Annotated in this window: 14 protein-coding genes; 9 read left to right on the forward strand and 5 right to left on the reverse strand. The window is 65.1% G+C overall.

Features of this window, described 5'->3' with window-relative positions:
* Position 1 precedes the first annotated feature (1 nt).
* From KA261_05050 to pgsA, 5 genes are read right to left on the reverse strand one after another with little or no spacing between them, the layout of a single operon-like run.
* Positions 2-457: an NUDIX pyrophosphatase gene (locus tag KA261_05050; GenBank protein ID MBP7697157.1), complete on the reverse strand. Its 456-nt coding sequence runs from the start codon at positions 455-457 to the stop codon at positions 2-4.
* 5 nt (positions 458-462) lie between these two features.
* Positions 463-1,041: an RNA 2',3'-cyclic phosphodiesterase gene (gene thpR / locus KA261_05055; protein MBP7697158.1), complete on the reverse strand. Its 579-nt coding sequence runs from the start codon at positions 1,039-1,041 to the stop codon at positions 463-465.
* Positions 1,041-2,288, reverse strand: coding sequence for a competence/damage-inducible protein A (locus tag KA261_05060; protein MBP7697159.1), 1,248 nt, complete (start codon positions 2,286-2,288; stop codon positions 1,041-1,043). Before KA261_05060 ends, thpR begins: the two co-directional genes overlap by 1 nt.
* Before the next feature lie 18 nt (positions 2,289-2,306).
* A complete protein-coding gene (locus tag KA261_05065; protein MBP7697160.1) occupies positions 2,307-2,771 on the reverse strand; it encodes a phosphatidylglycerophosphatase A in 465 nt (154 codons plus the stop codon).
* 10 nt (positions 2,772-2,781) lie between these two features.
* A complete protein-coding gene (pgsA, locus tag KA261_05070; GenBank protein MBP7697161.1) occupies positions 2,782-3,369 on the reverse strand; it encodes a CDP-diacylglycerol--glycerol-3-phosphate 3-phosphatidyltransferase in 588 nt (195 codons plus the stop codon).
* A gap of 851 nt (positions 3,370-4,220) precedes the next feature.
* On the opposite strand from pgsA, the gene KA261_05075 reads away from it, so the two are divergent.
* The 9 genes from KA261_05075 to KA261_05115 all read left to right on the forward strand — a co-directional run bounded on the left by KA261_05075 (position 4,221) and on the right by KA261_05115 (position 17,447).
* Positions 4,221-7,877, forward strand: a complete 3,657-nt coding sequence (locus KA261_05075; protein MBP7697162.1) for a vitamin B12-dependent ribonucleotide reductase — start codon at positions 4,221-4,223, stop codon at positions 7,875-7,877.
* A 349-nt stretch (positions 7,878-8,226) separates the two neighbouring features.
* A complete protein-coding gene (locus KA261_05080) occupies positions 8,227-8,577 on the forward strand; it encodes a GYD domain-containing protein (protein MBP7697163.1) in 351 nt (116 codons plus the stop codon).
* 283 nt (positions 8,578-8,860) lie between these two features.
* Positions 8,861-10,435 (forward strand): sodium-dependent transporter, encoded by a 1,575-nt coding sequence (locus KA261_05085; protein ID MBP7697164.1) that lies wholly within the window; start codon positions 8,861-8,863, stop codon positions 10,433-10,435.
* Between the two features lie 194 nt (positions 10,436-10,629).
* On the forward strand, positions 10,630-11,664 hold the full coding sequence (locus KA261_05090; GenBank protein ID MBP7697165.1) for a hypothetical protein: 1,035 nt from the start codon (positions 10,630-10,632) through the stop codon (positions 11,662-11,664).
* A 21-nt stretch (positions 11,665-11,685) separates the two neighbouring features.
* Entirely contained in the window at positions 11,686-12,192 is a 507-nt protein-coding gene (locus tag KA261_05095) for a sigma-70 family RNA polymerase sigma factor (GenBank protein ID MBP7697166.1), read from the forward strand.
* Positions 12,189-12,713 carry a zf-HC2 domain-containing protein gene (locus tag KA261_05100; protein MBP7697167.1) on the forward strand — a complete coding sequence of 175 codons (525 nt, stop codon included), beginning with the start codon at positions 12,189-12,191 and terminating at the stop codon, positions 12,711-12,713. Before KA261_05095 ends, KA261_05100 begins: the two co-directional genes overlap by 4 nt.
* A 163-nt stretch (positions 12,714-12,876) precedes the next feature.
* Positions 12,877-15,378 (forward strand): TIGR03960 family B12-binding radical SAM protein, encoded by a 2,502-nt coding sequence (locus tag KA261_05105; GenBank protein ID MBP7697168.1) that lies wholly within the window; start codon positions 12,877-12,879, stop codon positions 15,376-15,378.
* Positions 15,379-15,384: 6 nt separating this feature from the next.
* Entirely contained in the window at positions 15,385-16,746 is a 1,362-nt protein-coding gene (gene rsmB, locus KA261_05110) for a 16S rRNA (cytosine(967)-C(5))-methyltransferase RsmB (protein ID MBP7697169.1), read from the forward strand.
* Between the two features lie 200 nt (positions 16,747-16,946).
* Entirely contained in the window at positions 16,947-17,447 is a 501-nt protein-coding gene (locus KA261_05115) for a ferritin (GenBank protein MBP7697170.1), read from the forward strand.
* Positions 17,448-17,536: the final 89 nt, after the last annotated feature.

The raw sequence follows: 17,536 nt of genomic DNA on the forward strand, positions 1-17,536 counted from the left end.
CCTAGAGCGGCCGGGACCGAAGCCAGGTGTCCACCTGGCGCAGCGCTTCGCGGTCCCCCGGCCAGTAGAGCAGCCGATCAGCCAGAAGGAGCGGGCACCACAGGTAGCGGTCGTGCTCGGCGGGATCGAGGACCGGCTCCGCCCCATCGTCGACCCGGGCCGCGAAGGTGTGCAGCGGCATGGTCTCATCGGCGCCCGGAGCGGCGCCGAGCTTGCGGTCGTGGAAGGCCGGGATGCGGTAGGCGTAGTTGATTGATTCGACGGCGGCCGTCTGAAACCCGGTCTCTTCGCGCAACTCGCGGCGGGCCGCGGTCAGGAGATCCTCATCGTCCTCCACTCCGCCCGAAATCGGCTGCCAGAACCCGCGGAGCTCGGGAATGCGGCGGAGCATGAGATATTCCCGTCCCCGGGCGGTCTGGCGATAGACGAAAATGAGGACTTGAATGGGCCGGCGCACGGTGCTCAGCCCCCCAGCCGCTCGTCGCCCAGCTTCGCCTCATGCACGCGCTCGTAGATCGACCCTTTCGGAGTCAGCGTCGACCGGAACAGCACGAGACGGTCGAGGCGCACGGCGAGCGGCGTGAAGCGGTACGATTCCATGAAGGCCGCCAGTTGCTCCATCCCGCGCGGGTCTTTGACCCGGCCGAGCGTCAGGTGCGGCTGGAAGCCTTTCTTTTCCGGCTCGAAACGCAGTTGCCGCACTGCGAGCTCCACCTGCCGCGCCATCTGCGCCATCCGCTCGACCGGCTCGGCGGCGGCCAGTCCGGCCCAGATCACGCGCGGCTTGCGGAGATTGGGAAAACCGCCGAGACGGTCGATCAGGACGTCGGCCGGGGCGAAGGCCGGCGCGATGCTGTCGATCAGACTCCGCAGCTTCGGCACCCGCGCCTCGTCCGTCTCGCCGAGAAACCGCACGGTTAAATGGATGTTCTCCGGCGCCACCCAGCGGACCGGCCCCCCTTTTGCGCGCAGGAGCACGATCACGCGGCCGAGTTCCTCCGCGACCGCCTCCGCCGGCGGCAAAGCGATAAACAACCGCATCAGGTAATATCCAGGATGTTGCGCCGCAGCATCTCCAGCGCCGTGTAGGCCGCCCGGTCGCGGATGCTCTCCCGCAGCGTGCCCAGGCTGAACGTTTTCGCGTAGGTTTCGTGGAGGGAGGCGAGGCCGATCCAGACGGTCCCCACGGGTTTGTCCGGCGTGGCGCCCCCGGGCCCGGCGATGCCTGTGACCGCCAGGGCGTAGTCGGCGCCGAAACGCCGGCGGCACCCCTCGGCCATCGCCTCCGCGCACTCCCGGCTCACCGCGCCGAACTGCGCGATGATGTCCCGGTCCACTCCGAGCAGTTCCGTCTTGGCCTCGTTGGAGTAGGCCACCACGCCGCCGAGGAAGTAACGCGAGGCGCCGGGGACCGAGGTGATGAGCATGCCGAGCTCGCCGCCGGTGCAGGATTCCGCCACGGCGAGGGACTTGTCGTTGTCGACCAGGAGCTGTCCCACCACTCCCTCGAGGGTGTCGTCGCCGCGGCCGAAAATGTACTTCCCCACCGTCGATTCGAGATACCGGACCACCGCCTGCGCCTTCTCCTGCGCCTCCTCGCGGGTAGCGGCGGCCGCCAGGACGCGCAGTTCGATGGCCGACGGGGCGGGCAGGTAGGCGAGTTTCACCCCCGGCTCCAGCTTCAACCCCGGGGCGATCAACTCCGCGAGCTTGGACTCGACCGCTCCCGTCGTCCGCAGACTCACAACCTCGAGCACCTGCCCGATGTTGAGGCGCTGGAGGTACGGGATGATCTCATCGGTCATGATCTGCTTCATTTCGTACGGGACGCCCGGCAGGGCCAGGAACACCGTCCCGCCCTCGGCGATTCCGATTCCGACCGCCGAGCCGTACTTGTTCGGGAAAACGGTCGCCCCCTGCGGGAGGAGCGCCTGGTTCTGGTTGATGGCGGGCATCTCGATACCGCGCGCCGCGTAGCGCTTCTTCAGCTCTTCGAGCAGCTCCTCATGGAAAATGAGGTTGCGTTTGAAGACGCGGACAATGGCCTTCTTGGTGATGTCGTCGTCGGTCGGCCCGAGCCCGCCGGTGACAATCACGACCTGGGCCCGTTTGAGGGCCAGGCGGAACACCTCCTCCATCATTTCGAGCGAATCGCCGACCGAGCTTCGGTACCGGACCTCGAGCCCGATCCGGGTCAACTGCTGGGCGATGAACGCCGAGTTGGTGTCGATCCGGTGGCCGGTGATGAGCTCGTCGCCGACCGTGATGATTTCCGCGCACATGGGCATCGCCGCCATCCTCCGGCCTCAGGCGCCCGCAGAGCGGGCGATGAGGCGGACCACAATCTGGGTCAGGATGTTCGCCTGCACGCCGGCCACGACGTCATCCATGGTCACTCCCCACCCGCGCGGGAGCCGCTCGGCCTGCGCCGCCGGCGGGATCTTGACCACGTCGAAAGCCCGGAACGCCGCAAACCCGATGAGGTAGTTCACCAGCGAGTACGGCACGAACAGCAGGGTCAGGAACATGCCCGCCCATTCGTCGATCACAATCTTCTTCGCATCGTGGCCGTAGAAGCGCTCCGCCTCCCCGGCGGCCCAGACGGAGACGAAGACGGTCAGGACGGCCACAATCCCGAGCGCCGCCTGGTTGCCCGCCAGGAGAAACCAGGCGATGAGCCAGGGGGGAATCGACCCGGTGGTGCCGGGGACAATCGGCGAGGCGCCGCTGTACAGCCCGCCGGCGATGAGTTGGACCAGGCCGCGCTTCATTCGCCGCCCCTCACTTGAGCACCGTCTTGATCATGTAGTAGTATTTCCTGATATAGTCGATTCCCGTCCAGACCGTCACCGCGGCCGTAATCCACAGGAGGATATTAAAATAAAAGGGGTAATCAAACTGAAAATACGGCCGCGCCGGACTGTCAAAGTGCTCGAGCGTGAGAATCAGGTTGATGTACGCCAGCACCAGCCCGACCACCGAGAGCTGCAGAAAAGTCTTCACCTTCGCCCACCAGGTCGGAGGGATGACCACCCCCCGGTAGGCCGCCAGCATGCGCAGCCCGGTGATGAGGAACTCGCGCCCCACGATGAGGATCACCGGCAGCGGCGAGACCACGTCGAGCGCGATAAACGTAATCAGCGCGCTGGAAACGAGCACCTTGTCCGCCAGCGGATCCATGAACTTCCCGAAACCCGTAATGATGCCGTACTTCCGGGCGTAGTAGCCATCGGCGAAATCGGTCAGCGCCGCCACCACGAACAACACGAGCGCCGTGAGTTTCATCCAGTAGCTGTCGAGCAGGAAGAAGTACATGAAGATCGGGGCGATGATGACCCGAAGGAGCGTCAGGCGGTTGGGCATGTTCATTTGCAGCAAAGGTAGGCCGGGGGATGCGGGGTGTCAAATGGGTTTCGGCTCGGGGCGCGCCGACGGATCTGCCTGCGGTCGAGGGGGACGACCGTCTGATCGGCGACGGTTCGGTTACTAAGACGGGGATCGTTGGGAGAGCAGGATTGCGGGGGCGCTTGGGGAAGCACTTGCACGGCTCAAAAAAAAACCCAAGCAGGGGACGAATCCTGCCTGGGTGGACGATATTAGGTAATCCACAGAAAGAGTAACACTTTCCGATTGCACCAGTAAATTAACCCAGGGGGGGCGACTTGTCAAGGGAAAACTGCAGAAAATCCGGCAAAAAATCGATGTTTCTCCCGACGGCACATCGGCTTTGTCCACACGTTTTGTGACGATCCTGTGGTTATCCTGTTGATAACCGGTGAAGTCCCCCGTAAGAGCAGGACCTACAAGAGATTAGCTGTTGTTGAAAATTCAACGCCGGTTTCCCGCGGCGCCGTTAAGAACGGATGTCCGCGTACTGTCCCATGAAACAATAGCTTACCGAACTCGATTTCTTCAACGATGGAAAGTCGTGGACGGCGCGTGTCTCCCCCGGCAACCGGTTCTGCTGCGCAGCCGCTTGCCCGCCAAAGAAATATGAATTACCCAATAAAAACACCATTTTTTGTGGCTTGACAAAAGCCGACCCCTATATCTTGTGGCCACCTAATTACAGACAGCGACCTGATTCGCCTGTAACGATGACAGCGAAACACACAGCAAGTGGGGCAGACTGCTACTCAAACGCCATCCGGATGTGATCTCCGATTACCGCATGGACGCGCCCCGATGAGCCGCGAGCAGAGATCTGCAGGAGGTATGCTTTGAAAATACAGCGGTATTTCACGCGGGACGGTGAGTCGCCGTACAGCCGCATTCCCTTTGCGAAACGATCCTCGCGGATCGTCAACCCCGACGGCTCGGTGGTCTTCGAGCTGAAGGATATCCACGTTCCGGAGGCGTGGTCGCAGGTGGCCGTGGATATTCTCGCCCAGAAGTATTTCCGCAAAGCCGGCGTCCCGCTCCGGGACGAGGACGGCCGGCCGGTTCTCGACGAGAAGGGGCAGCCGAAGACGGGCGGCGAGACCGATTCCCGCCAGGTGTTCCACCGCCTGGCCGGCTGCTGGCGGTACTGGGGAGAGCGCTACGGTTACTTTTCGGGGGAGGCCGATGCGCGGGCGTTCGCCGAGGAGCTGTCGTACATGCTGGCCGCGCAGATCGCGGCGCCGAATTCGCCGCAGTGGTTCAACACCGGTCTCAACTGGGCCTACAACATTACGGGCCCGGCCCAGGGGCACTACTATGTCGATGAAGAGACCCACACGCTGACCGAGACCAAGAGCGCCTACGAGCGCCCGCAGCCGCACGCCTGCTTCATCCAGTCGATCAACGACGATCTGGTGAATGAAGGGGGGATCATGGATCTGTGGGTGCGCGAGGCGCGTCTGTTCAAATACGGTTCGGGCACGGGCACGAATTTCTCGCGCCTCCGCTCGCTCGGCGAGCCGCTCTCCGGCGGCGGGTGCTCCTCGGGGCTCATGTCGTTTCTGAAGATCGGCGACCGGGCGGCCGGCGCCATCAAGTCCGGCGGCACCACGCGGCGGGCCGCCAAGATGGTCACCCTTAACCTCGACCACCCCGACATCCAGGCCTTCATCGCCTGGAAAGTCACCGAGGAGCAGAAGGTCGCGACCATGGTGGCGGGGTCGAGAATTATCCGCGACCAGCTCCGGGCGATCGCCCGGGCCGCTCGCGGGGCCGGTTCGAACGGCGCCGCCGCGTGCGAGACCGACCCCGAGAAGAACGCGGCGCTCAAAGAGGCGTTGCGCACCGCCCGCCGCTTCGCCGTGCCGCAGGCCTACATCAAGAAAGTCCTCGACCTGCTGCGGCAGGGGATCAGCGACATCGACTTCATCGAGCTCGACACCAACTGGGAGGGGGAGGCCTACGCCACGGTCTCCGGCCAGAACTCGAACAACTCGGTCCGCATCCCCAACCGCTTCTTCGAGAAACTCAAAGAAGGAGGGAACTGGGAGCTGATCCGGCGCACCGACAACCAGACGGCGCGCACCGTCCCGGCCGCCGAGCTCTGGGAGGAGATCTGCTACGCCGCGTGGTCGTGCGCCGACCCGGGGGTGCAGTTCGACACGACCATCAACGAGTGGCACACCTGCCCGGAAGACGGCCGGATCAACGCCTCCAATCCCTGCTCGGAGTACATGTTCCTGGACGACACCGCGTGCAACCTGGCCTCGATCAACCTCGTGAAATTCGTCCGGGATGACGGCTCGTTCGATATCGAGGGCTTTTTCCACGCCGTGCGGCTGTGGACGGTGGTGCTGGAGATATCGGTGCTCATGGCCTCGTACCCGTCGCGGCCGATCGCCCAGCGGAGCTATGAATTCCGCACGCTCGGCCTGGGCTACGCCAATCTCGGCACCCTGCTCATGCGGCTGGGCATCCCCTACGATTCGCCCGAGGCGTACACCTGGTGCGGGGTGATCACGGCCATGCTGACCGGGCAGGCCTATGTGACGTCGGCCGAGATGGCCCGGGAGCTCGGCCCCTTCCCCGGCTTCTGGCGCAACCGCGAGCATATGCTGCGGGTGATCCGCAACCACCGGCGGGCGGCCTACAACGCCGACAAGGCGGAGTACGAGGGTTTGACGATCAAGCCGATCGGCATCAACGGCACCTATGTGCCGGAGGAGCTGGTGCACGCGGCCCGCCGCGTCTGGGACCGGGCGCTGGAGATGGGCGAAACGCACGGCTACCGCAACGCCCAGGTGTCGGTGATCGCGCCGACCGGGACGATCGGCCTGGTCATGGACTGTGACACGACCGGGATCGAGCCGGATTTCGCGCTCGTGAAATTCAAGAAGTTGGCCGGCGGCGGCTATTTCAAGATCATCAACAACTCGGTCCCCATCGCCCTGCACCGGCTGGGCTACACGGAGCGCCAGATCGCCGACATCATCAATTACGCGACCGGCCACAAGACTCTCAAGGGGGCGCCCTTCATCAACCACGAGTCGCTCCAGGCCAAGGGGTTCGGTGACCGGGAGATCGAGAAAATCGAGGAGGGGCTGGGGGACGTATTCGACATCTCCTTTGCCTTCAACAAGCACACCCTGGGCGAGGATTTCCTGCGCGAGACGCTCAACCTGCCCCCCGAACACTACAACGACTTCAGCTTCAACCTGCTGCGCGACCTCGGCTTCACCCGCGAGCAGATCGACGCCGCCAACGAGTACTGTTGCGGCACGATGACGCTCGAGGGGGCGCCGCAACTCGACGAGAAACACCTCCCCATCTTCGACTGCGCCAACCGGTGCGGCAAGAAAGGGAAACGCTACATCAGCTTCGAGGCGCACATCCGGATGATGGCGGCCGCCCAGCCGTTCATCTCCGGCGCCATCTCCAAGACGATCAACATGCCGGCCGAGGCCGCCCTCGAGGACGTCAAGCGAGCCTACCGGCTGGCGTGGGAGACGATGAACAAGGCGATCGCGATTTACCGCGACGGCTCCAAACTCAGCCAGCCGCTCTCGGCCTCGCTGCTCGGGGAGGACGAGGAGGAGGAGGCGCCGCAACTGGCAGTGGAGATTCTCGCCGAGCAGGCGGCGCGCAAGCTGGTCTACCGCTACATCGCCAAGCGCCGCAAACTCCCCAACCGCCGCGCCGGGTACACGCAGAAAGCGGTGGTGGGCGGCCACAAGATCTACCTGCGCACGGGCGAGTACGCCGACGGGACGCTCGGCGAGATTTTTGTCGACATGCACCGCGAAGGGGCCGCCTTCCGCTCCCTCATGAACAGCTTCGCTATCGCCGTCTCCCTCGGGCTGCAGCACGGCGTGCCGCTCGAGGAGTTCGTCGAAGCCTTCCTCTTCTCGCGGTTCGAACCCAACGGGTTCGTGCGCGGCAACCACGCGATCAAGCGCGCCACCTCGATCATCGACTATATTTTCCGCGAACTGGCCATCACCTATCTCGGGCGCACCGACCTCGCCCAGGTATCCGACGACGATCTTCGCCACGATGCGATCGGCGTGCCGGCCGACGAGACCGCCGAGTTCATCGAGGAGAAGGCGGTCGACTACGGGGCGAGCGGCTCGCGCAAGTCGGACGACATCCACTCCGACCACATAGAGATCGATCTCGGCGGCAACGGCCACGGGAACGGCAATGGCCACAAGCCGGACAATCACAGCGCAACCGGAGGGAACGGCAATGGTAAATCGCTGGCGGGTGCGGCTGCAGCGGCGCACCCAGCAGAAGAGACGGTGCTTGAGTATGTCGCCCCGGCAGGTGGAACGCCTGCGGGGGGAACCCAGGCCCAGAGACTTCAGCGCGAAATCCGCGCAGCGCGCCTTAAGGGTTACGAAGGCGATATGTGCGCTGAGTGCGGCCAGTTCACCATGGTCCGCAACGGCACCTGTCTCAAGTGCGATACCTGCGGCGCCACGAGCGGCTGCTCCTGAGGAGTAGGCCGCGCCGGGCTTCGGCCCGCGTCCGAGAAAAGTGTCCCGTGGACCTGATGGATCAGGGATCCTTTCAGGGATGAAAGCAGCGGCGGCCCGGGCCCCTCGCCCGGGCGCCGCTGAGAAATCGCACACATCGCACCTCTTGCCAGAGGCCGACCATACACACGCGCCCTGCGCTTTCCTGGTTCCCTGCCCGCCGGGCGCATATTTTTCTGCCACTTTGACGTTCCCCCGCTCCCCGTTCCTCCGTATATTACTCACAGACGGCGGGGGCGGCGGTGATCTCCCCCCGCCGGGGCAGCGCAGTGCGCGCGCCATCGAAAACCTTCACCGATCGGAGGTTCTCATGAAGACCTATGTCGTGGTGTCGAAGATTTCCCAGCACGGGCCGAGCCTGGTGGAAGTCGCCGCCAAGATGCAGTCGCTGGATGCGTCGGGGCGCCAATGGATACAGGATGTCCAGCAGCACTGCCCCGAGGTCCGTTTCCTCGCCCACTACGCTCTCCTCGGACCGTACGATTTCCTTGATATTTACGAGGCGCCCGACGAGGAGAGCGCGGCGAAGGTGTCGCTGCTGGCCAGCGCCGACCGCATGTTCACGGTGGAAAGCTGGACGGCCATCCCGGACAAGCGCCTGGCCGAGGTGCTCAGAGCGCTCCGCCGGCGGCGGACGGACGGGGATCCGAAAACCGCCTGAACCGGGACCAAGACAGATCGCGTGCGGCGTCCGCCCCGGGGCGCCCGGAGTCCTCAGGGTGCGCGGCGCGGCGCCAAAGCGCCCGCGCGGCAACCCGGGCGGCCACTTCGTGCTTGCGCGCCCCCTCCCCCCCATGATATATAGTCGCATTCCGGCCTGAGGGGCCGGATGCCTTCGTAAGTCAGGCGGTTGCCGCTGCACCGCCCCACATCTTTCACAGCCAGATCACACGCACCTTTCACGCACTTCGGTTCCGCCGCGCGGGACCGATGGAGGTAGAGCGATGGCACGAGAGCGCTGGGGAACCAAAATCGGACTCATCCTGGCCATGGCCGGTAACGCGGTCGGCCTGGGCAATTTCCTGCGTTTCCCCGTCCAGGCGGCGGAGAACGGCGGGGGGGCGTTCATGATCCCCTACTTCGTCGCCCTCGTCCTGCTGGGCATTCCCCTCATGTGGGTGGAGTGGGGCATGGGGCGCTACGGCGGCCGGTTCGGGCACGGCGCGACCCCCGGCCAGTTCCACGCCATGTGGCAGCACCCGATCTCCAAGTACCTCGGCGCCCTCGGCCTGTTCCTCTCGCTGGCCACGATGATCTTCTACGTGTACGTCGAATCGTGGTCGCTCGGGTTCAGTTTCTTCTCGATCACCAAGTCGTACTTCGGCATGGAGTCGTTCGACTCGATGCGCCACTTCCTGTCGAGCTACCAAGGGGTGACGGAAGGGTTCTTTACGAGCATCTGGCCCGCCTACCTGATCCTTCTGCTCACCCTGGCGATCAACTTCTACGTCGTCTACCACGGGATCGCCAAGGGGATCGAGCGGCTGGCCTTGATCGCAATGCCGGCCCTGATTCTCTTCGCGATCATCCTGGTCGTCCGCGTCGTCACTCTCGGGACACCCGACCCGGTGGCGCACCCGGACTGGAACGTCGAATCCGGCTTCGCCTTTATCTGGAATCCCGATCTCTCGCAGCTCGGCTCGGCCAAGGTCTGGCTCGCCGCCGCCGGGCAGATTTTCTTCACCCTGAGCCTCGGCTCGGGGCTCATCCAGACGTACTCGAGCTATGTGCGCGAGAATGACGACATCGCGCTCGGCGGTCTCACGACCGCGTCCATCAACGAAGGGGTGGAGGTGGTGCTCGGCGCGAGCATCGCCATCCCCATTGCGGCCGCCTTCTTCGGCATCGCCGTCACCCAGGAGATCGCGGCCCGGGGCGCCTACGATCTCGGTTTCGTCTCGCTGCCGATCATCTTCACCAAAATCCCGGCCGGATCGATCTTCGGCTGCCTCTGGTTCCTCCTGCTCTTCTTTGCCGGCATCACCTCGTCGGTGGCGATGGCCCAGCCGCTCATCGCCTTCCTCAAGGAGGAATTCCGATTCAGTCACCGCAAGGCGGTGGCGGTGCTGGCCGCCCTCGTGCTCATCCCGATTCACTTCGTCGTCTTCTTCCTCGGCAAGGGCTACCTGGACGAGATGGACTATTGGGTGGGGACGTTCGGACTGGTCGTGTTCGCCCTCATCGAGACGATCGTATTCGCCTGGGTTTTCGGGATGGACAAAGGCTGGGCGGAAATCACGCGCGGCGCGGAGGTCCGCGTTCCCCGCATCTTCTACTACGTGATCAAGTACGTCACGCCCGTCTACCTGCTGGTCATCATGATATACTGGATCGTCCTCGACGCCGTCCCGACCCTGCTCATGCGCGGCGGCAATCCGGAGAACGTCCCCTACCGGTGGCTGTCCCGCGCGGTCATGCTGCTGCTGTTTGTCGTGATGATCTATCTCGTGCGCCGGGCCTGGCGGCGGAACGACGTGGTCAAATCCTTTGAACGGCCTGATGAGGAGGCCGCGGTATGAACCTCACCGTCGGCGGAATAATCTTCCTCGCGGTCGCCTGGGGCATCATCCTGTCCCTGTCGGCCTTTTGCCTGGCGCGGGTGTTGAGGAAGAAGGCGGGCTCGCCGGACTAGCGTTTTTTTCGGCCGTCCGCGTCAACGTTTTCGCCGGGTGCGGTGTCGTTACCGGCAGAAACCTGAAAACCGGAGGATCCCATGACGACACCAATCCTGAGACGCCTGCTGCCCGCGGCGGCCGCGGCGCTGGCCCTGGGCTGCAGCGCCTGCCTGGAGCGGAAAGAGACGATCACGGTCGGGCCGGACGGTTCGGCCGTGTGCGAGATAGAATTCACGGGGGACGCCCAGGTCTTGCAGTCCCCCCTCGCCCTGCCGTCGGCGCCCGCCTGGACTATTATCGAACAGCGCGTCGATTCCACCCAGGCCCAGCCGGAGTTGCACCTGAAAGCCTCGCGGACGGTTCCCTACGGGGCGCCGCTGCCCGAATCGTACGTCACGGCCGAGACCCCCTCCCCGGAGCTCGACCTGCACTTTCCCACCGCCGTCACCGTCCGGACCGAGGGAAATCGGACGTACTACGAGTTCCGGCGCACCTACCAGGCGCGCCGCTTCGGTGAATACGACATCACCGAGTCACCGTGGCTCTGGGACGCTGACCTGGAGACCAAGGCGATCGACAGCGGCCTGGTGAATTTGTCGCCCGACGAGCGGCGGAAGTATCTCGAGCAGTTGGCGGCGGCCTTCAGCCTCAAGCACTGGCGGATGAACCGCAACGCGCTGGCCGAACTCGTGCGGAGCGGGTCGCTCGAGGCGGCGACCATGGACCTCATTGCCGCCCGGGCGGCCGAGCATTTCGAGCGCACGCTCACCACCGAGTTCCTGTTCCGGACGATGCAGCAGAGCGACGAGACGGTGACCCTCACCCTCGACAGTCTGGAGGCGGCGTTCGCGGAGACGTTCCGCGCCCGGCTGGCCGAGGCCGTCGGGACGCCGGCCGCGGCCGTCCTGGAGCAGTTTGAGGCCGCGCTCGAACGCGTGCACCGCGACCAGCGGATCACGGAAGTGCTGTCGAGCGACGAATTCTCGATCCGGCTCAACCTGCCGGGGACAATCATCGAGTCGAACGGCCTGCTCTCGCCGGAGGAACCGGGCACCGTCCGGTGGAGCTTCGAAGGGAAGAAACTGCACGACGCCGACCTTCCGCTTTATGCGCTGTCGGTGGTGGCGAGGTAACCGCGGGGAAAGGAGACAGATGTGAGCGAGGATGTTGCCGCGGCCATGCGCCGGCTCTCCGACGGCGCTTTCGGCCTGATCCGCCGCATGGTGCGGGACCGCGAGGAGGCTCTGGACCTCACGCAGGATGTCCTCGTGCGGGTGCTGAGCCGCCGGCGGCCGGACAGCCCGGCCGATCTGAAGGCCTATGCCATGCGGGCCGCCTACCGCGCGGCGCTCAATGCTCTGCGCGACCGGAAACGGCACGCGCGGATCCACGACCGTCTGGCCGCGGAGCAGCGCAGCCGCCCGGACAACCCTGACGCAATCGAGACGGCGGAGCGGAAACGCATGATCGCGGAGGCGCTCGGCGAATTGCCGCCCAAACAGCGCGAGGCGATCAGCTACCGCTTTTTCGGCGAGCTCGCCGTGGCCGAAATCGCGGCCGCCATGGGCATCTCCGAGGGAGCGGTCAAGGTCCACCTGTTTCGGGGTCTGGCAAACCTCAACGCGCAACTGGCCGACAAGATGAAGGAGATGAGCATATGACCTGCCGGGAATGCCGGGACCTGCTCCCGGCGCTGGTGCTGGGCGAAGTTTCCGAAAGCGACCGCCCGGCCGTGATGAACCATCTGGCCGCCTGCGCCGCCTGCCGCTCCGAGTTCGAATGCCTGCAGAGCATCTGCTCCGCGCTGACCTCCGATGGGGAGGGCGGCCTGAGCGAACTGGAGCGGCTCCGCCTGGAGAACACCGTGTGGCGCAGGCTGGCCACCCCGGAGTCGGCCGCCTCGGGAGGGGGGCGGTTTGCCCGCTACGCCCTTCGGGTGGCGGCGGCGCTGGTTTTGTTCGGGCTTGGATACTTCGTGCGCCCGCACCTCGGGGGGGCGCCGGCCCCCGCGCAACCGGTTGCGAGTGATCGCCTTGAGGCCACGCTGGCGGCCCTGGACCGACGCGAACTGACCCGGGATATGCGCTTCTCGGCGACCGGATTCAAAGTGATCGCGCACGGCCGTAAGGCGGTAATCGAGAAACTCGAGAGCGCCTCGCTGGACCGCCCGCGCCTTCCCTGAGACGTGTGCGGCGTGCGCTCCGCCCGGGCCGTCCCCCCTGGGCGGCGGTGTGGATCCGGCACTTTCAGGCTTGCGCCGGATTCTGCCGACAACTATATAGGAAGTGTCCGAAGCAAGTGGGACCCCCGAAGCACCTGAATGCTTACGTAGCACGTACGACGCGATGAAGAGGCTCCTCGAAGAGAGATTTTTCCCCTACGTGGTCAAACCGGGGCGGTACGCCGGCGGGGAACCCGGCTCGCTTGTCAAGGCGCACGAGGGCCGCCTGCGGTACCTGCTCGCGTTTCCCGACAAATACGAAATCGGGCACTCCTACCTCGGGCTTCAGACGCTCTACCACGTGGTCAACCAGGACGACCGGTTTGTGGGGGAGCGCGTCTTCGCCCCCGACCGCGACGCCGAGGAGATCATGCGGAAGCATGGAATTCCGCTGTTTTCGCTTGAGTCGCGCACGCCGGCGGCCGCTTTCGACGCCATCGGCTTCACCCTCAGCTACGAGCTGGTCTACACGACCGTCCTGCAGATGATCGATCTGGCCGGCCTGCCGCTGCGGGCGGCCGAACGCACCGACGAGCAGCCGCTGATTCTGGCGGGCGGTCCGGCCGCCTACAACCCGGAACCGATGGCCCCGTTTGTCGATCTGTTTTTCATCGGCGACGGCGAGGAGGGTCTCCCCCAGATGCTGGCGATTCTCCACCAGATGCGCGGGGCTACCCGGGCGGAGAAGCTGGCTCGGCTCGTGAGAGAGGTGGAGTCGGTGTACGTGCCGCGCTTTTATGATGACCGGCGCCGACCCCTCGTCGACTTCGCGCCCGCGGAGATCGCCGCACGCGTCGTCCCTGCTCTCAAACCCTCGTACTATCCCCCGCAGCCAGTGGTCCCGCTGATCGAGACGGTGCACCAGCACCTGAGCGTGGAGATCATGCGCGGCTGTCCGCGCGGCTGCCGGTTCTGCGAAGCAGGGACGATCTACAAGCCGGTGCGGCTGCGCCCCCCGCACGAGATCCTCGCGCAGGTGGAGACGCAGGAGCGCCACGTCGGCGCCGATTCCGTTTCTCTCCTCTCGCTGTCGACCTCCGATTATCCCGACATCGACGACCTGGCGCGGAAGGTCGCCCGCCTGCTCGAGCCGATGCGGGCCGCGGTGAGCGTCCCCTCGCTCCGTCCCGGCAGCATCACGCCGGAGTTGCTCGACACGCTCAAGCTCGTGCGCAAGGCGGGGCTGACGATCGCCCCCGAGGCCGGCACCGAGCGCCTGCGCGCGTTCATTCGCAAGGATATCCCGGACGCCGCCGTCTACGACAGCGCCGAGATCGCATTCAGCAAAGGCGTGACGACGCTCAAGCTGTATTTCATGATCGGCCTGCCGACCGAGACGGAGGAGGATCTGCTGGCTATCGCCCGCATGATCGAGCGGGTGTTCGACCTCAGCCGCAACTACCCGGGCAAGCGCACGGTCAACGTGACCCTCTCGCCCTTCGTCGCCGAACCGCACACGGCCTTCCAGTGGGACGCTACAGCGACCCCGGCCGAGATCGACGAGAAATTGAAATTCATCAAGCGCCACGTCCGCAGCCGCCACGTCAATTTCAAGCACGGTTCGGCCGAGGAAGCCGTGCTCAAGGCGCTGCTCTCCCGGGGCGGGCGCGAGATGGCCGACGTCATCGAGGCCGTCTACCGGGCGGGCGGGCGGTTCGACGGCTGGGCGGAGGATTTCAATCCGCAGCGCTGGTTCGACCTCTGCCGCAGCCGGGGCATCGAGATCGAGGAACGCCTCCGCTCCGTCCCCTTCTCCGCCGACCTCCCCTGGTCGCACATCCGCAAGGGGCCGTCGCTCGCCCACCTTCAGGAGGAACGGCACCGCACCTCGACGCAGTTGCGGGAGTACGTCCCCAGATTCCGCGGCGAGACCGCCGCGCCGCTGCCGGAACCGGAGCTCCAATTCGGGCGGGGGAAGAAGAAAGTGGCGACGCGCGCGACCGCGGCCCCCACCCGCAACCGCCTCCGCATCCGGTGGGGAAAGACGGAGCGCCTGCGCTTCATGTCGCACCTGGACAACCTCCGCCTCATCGAGCGGACCATCCGCCGCAGCCGCATCCCGATCGCCTACAGCCAGGGATTCCACCCGACAATGAAGCTGTCGTTCGGCCCGCCGCTCCCGCTCGGGTTCACCTCGGAGGCGGAGTATTTCGACCTCACCCTCGAGACCAATTTCATGCCCTACCTGCTCGACAAGGTGCGGGCGGCGATGGTGGAGGGGATGGCGATGTACGAGGCGGGCGTGGTGCTCGGCAAGGCGCCCTCGCTGTCGTCCCAGCTCAACCGCGTGGAGTACACGCTGGTGCTGGACGACGACGCCGACCTCGCGGCCGTCCGGCCGCGGGCCGAGGAGCTGCTGGGCAAAGCCCGCGTGGAGATAGAACGCACCGGCAAGAATGGGCCGACGGCGGTCGACATCCGGCCGGCCGTGTACGCGATCACGGTCGCCGACCGCACGGTCGAGATGGTGCTCGGCGTGGGCGAGGGCGGATATGTCCGCCCCGACGAAGTGCTGGGAGAGCTCTTCACGGCGGAGCGGGCGAAAGCGCTCGCGCACCGCCTCCACCGGCGGGCCGCGTACCGGATCGATGAGGCCGGGCAGCGGATCGACCCCATGCAGTTGTAGGGCGTTATGGCGGAGCAAATTGAGCGCAAATCGCCGCAGCGTTTCGATGCCGTCCGCGCCGCCGCCATCGAGGCGCTGGTCCTGATCGAACAGGGAGAGCAAACCGACATCGCGGTGCAGCAGGTCACGAGCGGGCGCGCGCTGCGCCCGATCGACAAGCGGTTCCTCCTCCAGCTCGTCAACGGCACGACCAAGATGCGGCGGAGGCTGGACCACGAAATCAAGTTCTATCTCGCCCGGCCCTCGCGCGAACTGCCGCTGAAACTCGCCAACATCCTCCGCCTCGGCTTCTACCAGCTCCACTTCACCGACCGCATCCCGGCGGCGGCCGCGGTGTCGGAGTCGGTCAACCTCGCCCACTACATGACCGACCGTTCCCGCGCCAACCTCGTCAACGCCGTCATGCGCTCGGCGATCCGCGAGCCGCAGAAAGTGAGATTCGTCTCCAAGGACGAGGACCCGGCCAAGTACCTCGGCGACTTCTACAGCTACCCCGAACACTTCGTGCGCTACTGCCTGACCGAGTTCGGATTCGACAAGACGGAGCAACTGCTGCGAGTGTTCAACGCCCCGCCGCACGTGACCTATCGGGTCAACTTCCTCAAGGCCAAGCCGGACGAGGTGGCCAACATCCTCCAGAGCAACAACATCGAGTTCTCCTACGGGAAGTACCTGCCGGAATTCATCCACATCGAAGAATCCGGGCTGCCGCTCCAGGGCGAACTGATCGACACGGGAAAGGTGTTCGTGCAGGACGAATCGGCCGGCCTGTGCGCCCGTCTGCTCAACCCGCAACCCCGGACCAATGTGATCGATCTGACCGCCGCGCCGGGGGGCAAGGCGACGTACCTGGCCATCCGCATGCGCAACAAGGGGCGGGTGACGGCGGTTGACAAGTCCCACGCCCGCCTCCAGGTGCTGGTCGACAACGCCCAGCGCCTCGGCATCAAGATCATCGCCCCGGTCGTCTCGGACATGCTCGATTTCCACGGCGGACCCTTCGACCGCGTCCTGCTCGATCCCCCCTGCTCCGGCTGGGGCACGGCCGGCAAGAACTCCGATCTCCGCTGGCAGAAATCCGCTGAGGACATCGCCAACCTCGCCAAGATCCAGGCGAAAATGATCGACCACGCCGCCACCCTCGTCAAACCCGGCGGCGTGATGGTCTATTCGACGTGCACGATCATCCGGGCCGAAAACGACCAGGTAGTCGAGGAGTTCCTCGTCCGCAACCGCCAGTTCGAAATCGATAGCGCCGCCCGCTTCTTCCCCGCCGAACTGGTGACCGAACGGGGCTTCGTGAAGACCTATCCCGAGGTCGGCCGGCTCGACGGCGCATTCTGCACGCGCCTCCGGCGCATGACCTGAGAGCGGCGGTCGATGCACCCCGCGACGCTCCCCCTCCGAAACCGGACCTATTGAAAGCTGTTTTCAATTCCCAGACTTTTCCTCCCCAGAGACTTGCTTTTTGCGCGAAATCCCGGTATCTGAAGGAACCATCAAAATACAGGACCGTTTACCAAGGTAATTGACGAACATCATACGCTGTAAAAGGAGGACTTGAAACCATGATGATCACCAAGAAGATGGCCAAGGCTCTGAACGAGCAGATCGGCGCCGAACTCGACTCCGAGTACATCTACCTGGCCATGGCCTACAAGTTCGAAGAGATGAACCTGACCGTGTTCGCGAAGTGGTTCTATAAGCAGGCCGAAGAGGAGCACAAGCACGCCCTGAAGTTCGCCAAGTACCTCGTCGAGCAGGGCGCCCCGGTCACGGTGCCGGGAATCGAGGCTCCCAAGGCGGCGTGGAAATCGGCGCAGGAGATCTGCGACGCCGCGGTCGAACACGAGAAGTACATCACCAAGCGCATCCACGACCTGGTCAAGCTGGCCCGCGCCGAGGGGGACATCGCCACCGAGCAGTTCCTCCAGTGGTACGTGGCCGAGCAGGTCGAGGAAGTCGCTTCGACCAGCGAGCTCGCGGGCATGGTGAAGCTTGCCGGCACGGCCGGCCAGCTCCTCCAGCTGGAGAGCCGGATTTACCGGATGGTCGAAGCGCGCAGCTGAGTTCGGCGCGGATGGCGTCGGATGAATAAGCGGCCGCCCCTGCGGGCGGCCGTTTTCTTTGCCCGCCCGGCGGTCTATCGTAGCGAAAT

The sequence above is a fragment of the Candidatus Zixiibacteriota bacterium genome, assembly GCA_017999435.1.
Classification (GTDB): domain Bacteria; phylum Zixibacteria; class MSB-5A5; order GN15; family FEB-12; genus JAGNLV01.